This window comes from Algoriella sp. (genome assembly GCF_036647415.1).
Lineage (GTDB): Bacteria > Bacteroidota > Bacteroidia > Flavobacteriales > Weeksellaceae > Empedobacter.
On sequence record NZ_JAVXKG010000009.1, the window covers coordinates 47728 to 60535 of the forward strand.

At 32.2% G+C, this 12808-nt stretch carries 11 protein-coding genes; 3 read left to right on the forward strand and 8 right to left on the reverse strand.

From position 1 onward, the window contains the following. Position 1 precedes the first annotated feature (1 nt). The 7 genes from RSC72_RS05655 to RSC72_RS05685 all read right to left on the reverse strand — a co-directional run bounded on the left by RSC72_RS05655 (position 2) and on the right by RSC72_RS05685 (position 7832). Complete coding sequence (locus RSC72_RS05655; protein ID WP_332544257.1) at positions 2-1243, reverse strand: NADH-quinone oxidoreductase subunit D; 1242 nt, start codon at positions 1241-1243, stop codon at positions 2-4. A gap of 2 nt (positions 1244-1245) precedes the next feature. Further along, positions 1246-1785: an NADH-quinone oxidoreductase subunit C gene (locus RSC72_RS05660; protein WP_332544256.1), complete on the reverse strand. Its 540-nt coding sequence runs from the start codon at positions 1783-1785 to the stop codon at positions 1246-1248. Between the two features lie 9 nt (positions 1786-1794). Beyond that, positions 1795-2367, reverse strand: a complete 573-nt coding sequence (locus RSC72_RS05665) for an NADH-quinone oxidoreductase subunit B (protein WP_332544255.1) — start codon at positions 2365-2367, stop codon at positions 1795-1797. A gap of 30 nt (positions 2368-2397) precedes the next feature. Beyond that, positions 2398-2763: an NADH-quinone oxidoreductase subunit A gene (locus tag RSC72_RS05670; protein ID WP_332544254.1), complete on the reverse strand. Its 366-nt coding sequence runs from the start codon at positions 2761-2763 to the stop codon at positions 2398-2400. A gap of 227 nt (positions 2764-2990) precedes the next feature. Further along, on the reverse strand, positions 2991-6359 hold the full coding sequence (gene mfd, locus RSC72_RS05675; RefSeq protein WP_332565853.1) for a transcription-repair coupling factor: 3369 nt from the start codon (positions 6357-6359) through the stop codon (positions 2991-2993). Positions 6360-6449: 90 nt separating this feature from the next. After that, on the reverse strand, positions 6450-6890 hold the full coding sequence (locus RSC72_RS05680) for a hypothetical protein (RefSeq protein ID WP_332544252.1): 441 nt from the start codon (positions 6888-6890) through the stop codon (positions 6450-6452). A 150-nt stretch (positions 6891-7040) separates the two neighbouring features. Continuing rightward, complete coding sequence (locus RSC72_RS05685) at positions 7041-7832, reverse strand: DUF2797 domain-containing protein (RefSeq protein ID WP_332544251.1); 792 nt, start codon at positions 7830-7832, stop codon at positions 7041-7043. 53 nt (positions 7833-7885) lie between these two features. Between RSC72_RS05685 and RSC72_RS05690 the strand changes: the two genes are divergently transcribed. From RSC72_RS05690 to RSC72_RS05700, 3 genes are all read left to right on the forward strand, one after another. Continuing rightward, positions 7886-9397, forward strand: a complete 1512-nt coding sequence (locus RSC72_RS05690) for a GH3 auxin-responsive promoter family protein (RefSeq protein ID WP_332544250.1) — start codon at positions 7886-7888, stop codon at positions 9395-9397. Positions 9398-9556: 159 nt separating this feature from the next. After that, entirely contained in the window at positions 9557-10105 is a 549-nt protein-coding gene (locus RSC72_RS05695; RefSeq protein ID WP_332544249.1) for a hypothetical protein, read from the forward strand. 12 nt (positions 10106-10117) lie between these two features. Continuing rightward, positions 10118-10630, forward strand: a complete 513-nt coding sequence (locus RSC72_RS05700) for a hypothetical protein (protein ID WP_332544248.1) — start codon at positions 10118-10120, stop codon at positions 10628-10630. A gap of 92 nt (positions 10631-10722) precedes the next feature. Here RSC72_RS05700 and RSC72_RS05705 read toward each other — a convergent pair. Beyond that, positions 10723-12808, reverse strand: a 2086-nt coding sequence (locus RSC72_RS05705; RefSeq protein WP_332578441.1) for a hypothetical protein, incomplete at its 5' end; no start/stop codon positions are given.

Below are 12808 nucleotides of genomic sequence, written 5' to 3' on the forward strand. Positions count from 1 at the left end.
ATTAAGCATCTAATTCACCCGCAATCAAATTCAAACTACTCATCGTAATGATTGCATCTGAAATCATTGAGCCTTGAATTAATTCTGGATACGCTTGATAATAAATGAAACAAGGTCTACGGAAATGTAAACGGAATGGCGAACGCCCACCATCAGAAATTAAATAATAACCCAACTCGCCATTTGCTGCTTCTATCGAATTATAAATTTCTCCTTTTGGCATATCTACCTCACCCATAATAATTTTGAAGTGATAGATTAACGCTTCCATTTTTGTGTAAACATCTTCTTTTTTAGGTAAATAGAAATCTGGTGCGTCTGCATGATATTTTGTTGCTTCTTCACCTTCTAAAGCATCAATTTTTGCAATTGCTTGCTTGATGATGCTCAAACTTTGCCACATTTCTTGATTACGAACCAAGAATCTGTCGTAACAATCTCCTGTTGTACCAACTGGAATTTCGAATTCGAATTCCTCATAACGTGAATATGGTTTTGCCACACGAACGTCATAATCTACTCCAGCTGCACGTAAATTTGGTCCTGTAAAACCATAATTTAATGCACGCTCTGCAGAAATTCCTCCAACACCTTGTGTACGATCCATAAAAATTCTGTTTCGTATAAATAGATTATTGAATTCTGTTAAAACATCTGGAAATTCGGCTACAAAACGATTAATTTTTTGCCATGCGACATCAGAAAAATCACGTTCGAAACCACCGATACGACCAATATTTGTCGTCAAACGAGATCCACAAATTTCTTCATAAATTTCGTAAACCAATTCGCGGTACTTCATCATATAAAGGAATCCTGTAAATGCCCCAGTATCAACACCCATAATCGAATTACATACGATATGATCTGCGATACGAGCCAATTCCATAATAATGACACGTAAATAAGAAGCACGTTTTGGAACTTCAATTCCAACGAATTTCTCTACCGTCATGTGCCAACCTAAGTTATTTAACGGAGCCGAACAATAATTTAATCGATCTGTTAAAGGCGTTATTTGGTACAATGGTTTACGTTCTGCAATTTTCTCAAAAGCACGGTGTATATACCCAACTGTAGGAACTGTAGATTTGATGATTTCACCATCAATCTCTAATATATTTTGAAATACCCCATGTGTAGCAGGATGCGTTGGTCCTAAGTTTAAGGTAATCGTACTTTTTTCTAATGAACCATCTGGAAGGTCAAGGTGTTTTTTCTTTTTCGTTTTTTCTTTTCCCATGGTTAATTTGCTTTTACATTAAAACCTCCATAATTGAAATCACCACCACGACCAAACATATCATCATCTTTGTCTTTACGCGTTTGATCTTCCAACGGAAATTCTTTACGTAATGGATGATAATCCATCTCGTCTACATTCATCACACGAATTAAATTTGGATGTCCGATAAAATCTACACCAAAAAAATCATACGCTTCACGCTCTAACCAGTTTGCTGTTTCAAAAATCTTAGTTGCCGTAAAAATCGAAGGTTTTTCGATTGGTAAACTAAAATTTAAGCGCAACTCAACCTTTTCGTAAAGATTATAAACTAAATAAGTGACAACAAGTTCTTCTCCAACACGATTTGGATAATGAACAGCCGTTAAATCTTTCATGAATTTGAATGATAATTGCTCATCATCAACCAAATATTGAAGAATTTTTAGATTGAAGTCTTTGTTTGCGAATATCGATAAAACACCAAAATGCTCTTCGTATCCGTAAATATTTTCTTGAAATTTCTGAACCAAACGGTCTTTTATAAATGAGTTATCCATTTGTTCAAATTATTTAATTCCGTAACTTGTCAAAAGTTGTTGATATTCATCGCTACTTCTGCGACGTACACTTTCTGACTCTACCAATTCTTGAATTCGCATTACTCCATCTATAATTGCTTCCGGACGAGGAGGACAACCTGGTACATAAACGTCTACTGGAATAACTTCGTCAATTCCTTGTAAAACCGAATATGTATCAAAAATACCACCCGAACTTGCACAAGCACCAACCGCAATAACCCAACGAGGTTCTGCCATTTGGATATAAACTTGCTTTAGAACTGGCGCCATTTTTTTAGAAATTGTTCCCATTACCATCAACAAATCACATTGACGTGGCGTAAACGCTAAACGCTCTGATCCGAATCGTGCCAAATCGTAAGTAGAACCCATGGTTGCCATGAATTCGATACCACAACAACTTGTCGCAAATGGTAAAGGCCAAATCGAATTTTTACGCGCCAATCCAACTACTTTTGATAATTGCATTGTCATAAAACCTTCGCCTTCAAAACCACCTGGAGATTCTACAATCTTCACATTAGTATTGTGCGTTACTGGTCTTTTATTATGAATCATTTTACTATTTTTTTAAGATGATAAATTGCTCTACTTTTCCCAGTTAAGAGCTCCTTTTTTGCGAACGTACAAGTACATCACAAAAAATAATCCGACGAATGTCACTACTGCTGCAAAGCCTTCCCAACCTAATTCTCTGAAGTTTGCCGCATAAGGATAGAAGAAAATTACTTCTACATCGAACAAGACGAACAGAATTGCTACCAAAAAGTATTTGATCGCAAATGGTTGTCTTGCATTTCCTACCTTCTCAATCCCAGATTCAAAGTTCTCTAACTTTTCGTCTGTTTTACGCGATGGTCCCAACAAATGTGTAGCAACAATAGTTCCTGCTACAAATGCGAAAGCCACAACAAATAAGATGAGAATAGGAATATAGCTTGATGCTGTTTCCATAACCATTTTATATTTTTTCCAACTAAATTTTATCGATAAAAATAATCATAATTTATTAGATTGATTATGAATATTCGCATACAGCCAGTTATATTTCTTAATATGATAAATTATAGATTTTTTATCTATTTAAGATAGTAGATATTTTAAACACAAAAAGGAGAAATGACAATATAGTTATTTCTCCTTTCTTATTTTATTATATTCTTATTTTATTCTAAAAAAATCTACTGAATTAATAATTTTTGCATATTTTCTAAAGCATCATGCACAGTTTTTACATGCTCAAAGCGTAAGAATAAAGTTGGGAATTCTTCTCCGTTTTTGGGTGATTTTTCCTTAAAACTGATGTTTTTAGCGTTATTTTGCACGTAATTTAAAATTAATCTAAATTCCTCTGACTGATAAAATTCGCTTTGTGGCTTGTTGATAAAATAAGCTAAAAGAACACCTTTTTTCATTACCAAACGTTCGACACCTAATTTTTTCGCCGCCCATTTTAATTGAATCGATTCTAATAAATTTTCAGCCTCAAGTGGCATTTTACCAAAACGATCAATCAAATTGTTTTTAAAGGTTTGTAATTCGGTTTCAGTTTCTATATCAGCCAATTCTTTGTACAATAATAAACGTTCTTCTGAACTTTCTATATAGTCATCTGAGAACATAATTTGTAAATCAGAATCAATCTGTACATCAGAAACATAGGTTTTTATTTCGTCCGATTTTTGATCTTCAAATAAATCTTTAAAATCCGTTTCTTTCAATTCTTCAATCGCTTCATTCAAGATTTTTTGATAAGTTTCGAAACCAATATCCATCATAAATCCTGTTTGCTCTCCACCCAAAAGATTTCCAGCTCCACGAATTTCTAAATCTTTCATCGCAATATTAAATCCAGAACCTAAATCTGAGAATTGCTCAATTGCTTGCAAACGTTTGCGCGCTTCATCCGTCAAAACCGAAAGTGGTGGCGCAACCAAATAACAAAATGCTTTGCGATTACTTCGACCAACACGACCACGCATTTGATGCAAATCTGCCAAACCGAAATTCTGCGCATCGTTGATTAATATTGTATTTGCATTCGGAACATCCAAACCAGATTCGATAATTGTTGTGGAAACAAAAACATCATATCGACCATCAATAAAATCGAGTAAAACGGCTTCTAATTGTTTTCCTTCCATCTGTCCATGACCAATCGCAACACGCGCATCAGGAACTAAGCGTTGCACCATTCCTGCAATATCTTTCAGTGATTGAACACGATTGTGAATGATATAAATTTGTCCTCCACGTTGCATTTCATACATTATTGCATCGCGAAAAACTTCTTCGTTAAAACCAACCAATTGCGTTTCCACAGGTTGTCTATTTGGCGGTGGCGTTTTGATTACCGACAAATCTCGCGCAGCCATCAACGAAAACTGAAGCGTACGTGGAATTGGCGTCGCCGTAAGCGTTAATGTATCAATATTTTCTCGCAGCGTTTTCAATTTATCTTTTACAGCAACTCCAAATTTATGTTCTTCATCTACAATCAATAAACCTAAATCTTTGTATTCTATTTTTGGATTAACCAATTGATGCGTACCAATTACGATATCTACTTTACCAGATTTTAAGCCATCTAAAATTGCTTTTTTCTTTGGTCCAGTTACAAATCGATTAAGATAAGCTACGGTAACAGGCAAATCTGCTAAACGTTCTGAAAACGTCTTAAAATGTTGAAAAGCTAAAATAGTTGTCGGAACTAAAACGGCGACTTGTTTTCCGTCTGTTGCTGCTTTAAAAGCCGCACGAATTGCAATTTCCGTTTTTCCGAAACCTACATCACCACAAACCAAACGATCCATTGGGCGATCCGATTCCATATCTGCTTTTACATCTTGAGTTGATTTGAACTGATCTGGCGTATCTTCATAAATAAAAGATGCTTCCAATTCGTTCTGCAAATATGTGTCTGGCGAATAAGCAAAACCTTTTCTGGTACGACGTTTTGCATATAATTTGATCAAATCGTATGCAATTTCTTTTACTTTCGCTTTGGTTTTATTCTTTAAATTTTTCCAAGCTGGCGATCCAAGTTTCGAGATTTTTGGCTCAGCACCATCTTTTCCTCTAAATTTTGCAATTTTGTGCAACGAATGAATATTAACGTACAAAATATCATTGTTCTGATAAATCAGTTTGATTGATTCTTGCATTACGCCATTATTATTCAATCGTACAAGACCAGCAAATTTCCCAATTCCGTAATCTATATGTGTTACGTAATCACCGACTTGCAGTGCATTAATTTCTTTTAGCGTGATTGCTTCTTTTTTGGAAAAAGAATTTCGAAGATTAAATTTATGATATCGACCAAAAATCTGATGATCGGTGTAACACGTTAATTTAATTTCTTCATCAATAAAACCTTGATAAATAGAGCCTAAAACTGGAATATAAGAAACTTCTTTTCCGATGTCTTCAAAGATTTCTTCGAAACGTTTGATTTGTGTTTCACTTGAACAAATCAAGGCATTTTTGAAACCATCTGTTTTATGTTCATTCAAATCATCAATCAATAATTCAAATTGTTTGTTGAATGTTGGTTGCGGTTTGAAAGGCGATTCTATTTCTTCAATCGTCTCGAAATACGATTTCATCGAACATTCTATCAATCCAAAACTTGAAATTTGTTGAAGAAAAGCATTTTCATTTAGAAATAATTGATTTGGTTCAGCTTGTTTAATTTCTCCTTTCAAAGCTAAAAAAGAAGTTTCGGCTTGTTCAAAATTTTTGGTGATTTGTTTTGCTAAAACCGAAATGTTTTTGGCAATAATTAAACTATCTTTCGAAATATATTCTAAGAAACTCTCACGTTTTTCATTGATCGATTTACTTTCGAGATTTGGAATAATCGTAATTTCTTTTGTCGTTGCAATCGACAATTGATTTTCGATATCAAACGTTCTGATTGTTTCTACCTCATCTCCAAAAAGTGAAATACGGTAAGGATGTTCATTCGAAAATGAAAAAACATCTATAATTCCTCCACGAATAGAGAATTCTCCTGGCTCGGAAACAAAATCGACACGATAAAAATTGTAAGAAGAAAGAACTTCTGTAAGAAAATCAATTCCCAAATCGTTTCCAACTTTTACTTTTAGCGTATTTGTAGAAAGTGCTTTTTTGGTTACAACTCTCTCTGAAAGCGCTTCTGCGTAAGTAACTACAATTTTTGGACGCTTAGAATGCGCCAAAGCATTCAACACTTCTGTGCGTACAACAACATTTGCATTGTTTACTTCTTCTACTTCGTACGGACGCTTGTAAGATGAAGGAAAAAATAGAATTTGATCTTTGTCAAATAACGTTTCTAAATCATTCAACACATAAGCAGCTTCTTCTTTATCATCGAAGATAAGAATGGTTGGACGAGCAACGCGATCATATAAATGACCAGCTAAAATGCTAAGACCAGAGCCTAAAAAACCTTTGATATTTACTTTGTGTTGAGGATTATTTTTGAAATTGACAATAAGCTTCTGTACGAAATCTGATGAATCGTATAAGCTAAAAACGTTTTGAATAGTTTTCTGTTCCAAAGTTTTGCAAATATAATCAATTGATAAAAACAAAAAAAGATGACTCTGAATAATTCAGAATCATCTTTTTAATTATTTAATTTTAGAATATTATTTTTTTACTGCAGCAGAATCTTTTTTAACAGCTGTTGAATCCGTAGCTGGAGCTGCAACAGGCTTTATGTCGCTTGCGTAGCCTACAACAATTCCGTCTAATTTATCTACTCTTCTTACTTTGAAAGTTTCTGTACCTTCGGCTCCTTTAAAAGAAACTTTATAAACCGCTTCATAAACTGTTTTATCACCATCTTGTAAAGGTGTTACTTTCTCGACATTGTAGACATCTACTGCTCCAAATGCTTTCACTGGAGCCATTAAATCTTCTACTTTTACACCTTCTACTTTGGATGAAAGAGAATCTGGTTTATCCGCTCTATATTTATAGACTGCTAAAACAGCTTCTTCTACTTTGTATTGAGGTAAATCACTCTTTTTATTACATGCTGTTAAAGCCAAAATACCTCCAACGATAAGTAATGCACTTGCTTTCATAATTCCTATTTTTTGTGTTAATTGATTATAACTAATGTAAAAATAAATAAGATGATAAACAAGTATTTTTATTAAAATCAAATAGATAGATGACAAAAAGTCGATTCTGTTTCAGAATCGACTTTTGAATATAATTTTCTCTAAAAATATTTAAAGATCTAGCTTCACATAGAAACCTTCGTGTCCTCTAACATTAAAAACACTATTGTCTTCGAATATTAAATATTGTGCTTTTATACCTTTCAAAACACCTTCTATCTCGGGAGTTTTTTTCAGGTTTAATGATTTTACTTTTTCTGGATAAGAAATAACAGGATAATTTAATTGATAAACTTCTGGCTCTTCCACCAAAAATTGTTGAAAATCTGCTCCAATTATATTTTTAATTTCTTGATATTTTTCAAATAAATTAACTTCAGGTACTTCATTCTTCAACATACGTTGCCAATTTGTTTTATCGGCAATTACTTCTTTCAAAGAAACCTCTATCATTCCTGCCTCGTAGCGATTAGCCGTTCGCGCAATAACTATAGCTTCAGATGCGCCTTGATCTATCCAACGTGTTGGTATTTGTGTTTCGCGCGTTACACCAACTTTTACACCTGATGAATTTGCTAAATAAACAATGTGTGGCTGCAATTCAAACTTCTGTTCCCATTCCAAATCACGTTGTGCAATTCCTAAATGAGCTGTAGAAAGTTCTGGACTAATAATACTTGGATTTGCTTCAGGTAATGTAAAAAAACAATTCTTACAATATCCCATCTGATAAATTTCTTTATCTAAACCACATCCCAAACATTCGTAATGATCAAACGAAATTTTAATCTTTTTACCCAATAATTGGTTCATGACAATAAAATCATTCTTGAAATTCCAATAATACTTTATCGGATTTCCATTTTCTGTCATCATTTTACGAATTTGTCCTTCAAACTGCATCTTACTATCTAAAGTTTAATTATTTTTGTGTAAATCTACAAAACTTTTAGCGGATGGGAATAGTCAATAAGATTATGGAAATTATGATGCGAAGCAAAATGAATGTTATCGAACAAAGCATCAAAAATCCAATTGGTACACAAGAACGTGTCCTGTTTGACAACATAAAAAAAGCTAAATCTACTATTTATGGAAAAGAGTTTGGTTTTGATGAAATAAATAGAATTCATCAATTTCAACAACAAGTTCCTGCTGTTCATTACGAAGATTTTGAACCTTATATTGAGCTTGCTCGTAAAGGTGAAAAAGATGTTGCTTGGCATGGAAAAATCAAATGGTTTGCAAAATCATCTGGAACTACGAATGCCAAAAGTAAATTTATTCCGATTAGTGACGAATCTCTCGAAGATTGCCATTACGCCGCTGGTAAAACTATGTTTGCTTTATACCTAAATGCTTATCCTGAGACAGATATTTTTATGCACAAAAATCTACGAATTGGTGGTAGTAGTGAGTTGTATCAAAAATATGACACGCGTTTCGGCGATTTATCTGCTATTTTGATTGATAATCTTCCTTTTTATGCAGAAATGAAGAATATTCCGAATCGTGAAATTTCGTTGATGCCAGATTGGGCGACTAAAATGCAAGCAATTATTAATGCAACAAAAAATGAAGATGTTGGTTCGTTAACAGGTGTTCCTTCATGGATGATGGTTGTTCTACAAAAACTTTTAGCCGAAACGGATAAAAATTATTTAGATGAATTATGGCCAAATCTAGAAGTATTTTTTCATGGTGGAATTAGTTTTAAACCTTACGAAGAAAACTACAACTCTATCACTCAAAAAAAGATAAACTACTTCGAACTTTATAATGCTTCAGAAGGTTTTTTTGGTATTCAAGATCAATTAAATAATAAAGATTTATTGTTGCTTTTAGATAACGGAATATTTTACGAATTTATTCCAATGGAAGAATTTGGATCAGCAGATCAACATTATTTGACTATTGGAGAAGTAGAAATTGGTGAAAATTATGCAATGGTTATCACAACCAATGGTGGTTTGTGGCGTTATATTATTGGTGATACTGTTCGTTTTACATCAACAAATCCGCACAGAATTGTTGTTTCTGGGCGAACAAAACATTATATCAATGCCTTTGGTGAAGAATTAATGATAGAAAATGCCGAAGAAGCTCTGAAACGTGCTTGTGACAAAACAAATGCAATTGTTTCTGAATATAGCGCTGGTCCTATTTTTATGAAAGATAAAGAAAAAGGTGCACACGAATGGGTTATCGAATTTGATAAAGAACCGACCGATTTTGATGCTTTTATAGATGCATTGGATAAGAGTTTGCAAGAAGTAAATTCGGACTACGAAGCAAAACGCTACAACAACATGACGCTTAATAGACCAGTTGTTCATAAAGCAAGAAAAAGATTATTTATAGAATGGATGGCTTCTCGTGGAAAACTCGGTGGACAAAATAAAGTTCCTCGTTTGGCAAATACAAGAGAATATATAGAACCACTTATTACATTAAATAATCAAGGTTAATAAAGAGAGAATCAAAATACACTGCCTCCAAAAAAGTTAGACACTATTTGGGGGCATTTTTATGGGAAGAAAAGTAAATATGATGTTCCATTTTATTCCCTATTCTTAGTGAGTTTTATTTAGTTATTAATCTCTAAATTTAATCATAAATAAAAATCAATGTTTTACAAAATAATCATATTTTCTATTCTATTTTTTGTTGGATGTAAAACGGAAACATCTCAGGAATTGATTAATATAAATAAAGATTTTTCATTAAAAGAGTTAAGTTTTAATAAAACAACTTCAGAAGAATTTGAAAAATTGATGGCGAATAAGAAAATCCTATTTACTGTAAAAGAAACTACACCTGAAGATTATTTGCAAAATGACTCTATAGCTTTTTGTGGAAACGATTCGCGATTGTATGAGTTTAATAAAATTTATACCAATGACTCTTTAGGTCTGATTTTTAATTTCTTAAAGTCAAATCAGCAAAATAAATATACTTTTTATGAATATGAAATATCTAAATTTCATCACATAAAAATTAATGGAATTGATACAAATCATCTCAATAATAAACAATTGAAAGAACTTGAAATAATGAATGGCAATGCGTATGATTATATTGCTAATTCAAAAATTTTGGGTTCTATTACGTTAATTGATGTGAATGATTCTATCAAACAAATAAATTATTTGAAGGTTACAACGAGAGAAAATTAAAGTCAAAAATCAATGAGATTATTTATCATTTTTATATTTATGTTTTTTGCAACTATTAACTGTTTTGCACAGCAATCACTTAAAGTAAAAACAATCTTAGGGAAATATAAGACGACATATAGAATGACCGAAAAAGGTGACTCTGTAATGCGCCATCAATTAGTAGCAGATGGAGAAATTTATGAACCAGAAATTAATATTAAAACCCAAAAAGCGAAGCAAATAGAGTATGAATTAAAAGGTCATAATAGCTCTGGAGGATTGTCAATCAATAAAATAAAAAAAATAAGAACAGAGCAAGAAATAATAGATAATATATTAGTTATAAGACATTATGCAGTAATAAATGGTATTCCAGGAAAGGAAGGAAATAATGTATTAGGTTATAATTATGTAAAAGAAAATCATTTAAAAATTCCGAAAAATATAATGAAAGTCAAAATAGAATTATATCACGAATTTACAAATCAGAGAATAACAAAACCGATGAAATTGATGAAAGAAATAGAAGTTAATTTGAAGTAAAAAAATCGCTTACGTAAGATACGAAGCGATTTTTGTTTTTGTATTGATTATTTCTCTTTACAAGAAATTTTATACGTTTTTTTAGTCTATAATTATTTTACTCTTATTCTGATTGAAGGATTTACGATAACTTTTCTTAATAAACCTTTCAGATAAACTTCATCGTCTGAACTGCATGTTACCATTGTTCCGTTAGAATATTCTACCACAACTTTATATGTACCGTATCCAAATTTTCTGATGTCAATTTCCTTTGCCGTACTGATAATCGATGTCACATTACTACCTAAACCTCCAGTTTTATACCATTTATAAGTTGTTCTATTGTTTCCGTAGAAATTTTGTGTTCCTAAAATATAAGTTGATGGTTTATTTGGATCTACAACATGATCTATCCAATCGGCTCCTAATCCTTCAAAACTTCCCGGATTATAAGGATCGTAAGTAATATTAGAACTATTATTTTGATTAGCAATTGTACTTTGTTCTCCAAAATGTAATGCTTTACCAGAAGCATTAATATCTTTTAAGTTTCCAAAATTAAAATTTGTGACATCTCCCGTTAAATTTATATTAGCTTTTGTTCCAGATGTATTACTTTTTACAGAAGTTACATCACAAGGAGTTCCTCCTAAAGTTAAATTTTCTATGGTTTGAGTTTTAGCATTCTGCAAGTTGTAAGTTTTACCTGCTGAAAAAATTAAGTTTTTGAAAATGTTATTCCCGTTTATTACACCGTCACCTTTAAATTCTACCTTATTAAAATTAACAATACCATTATTACCATTTATTTGACCACCAGTACTTTCAAATGTTACATCATAAAATGTTTGACCATCTAAGCCTATTAATCCGTACCCCTCCGTATTATAGTCATTTTTAAAATCAGTAAAATGAATGTGAGAAGTACCAGCATTCAAAGTAACAAATGAAGAAGTTGTTATAAACGAAGCATAAGATAATTTTAAATACACTTGTGAGCTACCTAAATTTATAACCCTTACTTTAGGTCCATTTGTTGTGTCAAAATTATAACCTATTGTTACATCATAATTATTCGTATTCCAAGTTCCTGCTTGATGATATAAAAATCCAGTAGTAAATGCATCATTCAGATTAATAGAGTTCTCTTCTTCAAAATAAACTAAATTATTTGAATTACCTGTAAATACTCCATTACTTTTGATTGTTTTCACTTCTCCTGTATGTCGGTAATAAATTTTTGACACATTAATTGTTCCCATACCTGTTTGCCATTCACTAGATCCGTAAATATTAAACGTTTGGGAACCACTTTGAGTTAAGGTTGGAGCAACAACACTACCAGAAAAAGTAATATTACGTGTGTATGAAGTATTGTCAACCGTTACTGTTTTGTTATTTGTTGCGAAACCAGATCCATTATCAAAAAAAGTATTATCCGTAGGACCTGGTACGCAATAACCTCCAGTATTCCCAGAGGTTTGTGACCAATGGATTTTATCATTCCAATTACCTGAACCTCCTACCCAATATAAGTTTTGACCCATGTAAGATGGGAACACCCAGCCTGAATTATTTCCGTTATTTACTGAATTGTTGGCTGTAAAAATTTTATCTCCAGAAATTTTAATATCTTTCATAATTACTCCAGATACAACAACATTTGTTCCTGCTGTGGCAATAATATTTGCTTGTGTTCCTACTGTAGAAGATGTAATGGTTGACCAACCACCACATTGAGGTGTATTAGCTGAAAATAAATTCGTAATTGTTTGTGTAGCTTCCGAAGCTAAAACATATGTTTTTGTTGGAGAAAAAATCAAGGTTTTGAAGGTGTTATTTCCGTTTATTGCACCATCACCTTTAAATTCTACTTTATTAAAATTAACAGTACCACTATGATCATTTATTTGACCACCAGTATCTTCAAATGTAACATCATAAAATGTTTGACCATTTAATGTTCTTAGTCCATAAAATCCTTTATTATAACCATTTTTAAAATTAGTAAAATGAATGTGAGAAGTACCCGCATTTAAAGTAACCAATGAAGAAGATGTTATAAATGAAGCCTCACTTGATGTTAAATATATATTTGAATTTCCTAAATTCATAACCCTTAATTTAGTACCATTTGTTGCGTCAAAATTATAACCTATTGTTACATCATAATTATTCGTATTCCAAGTTCCTGCT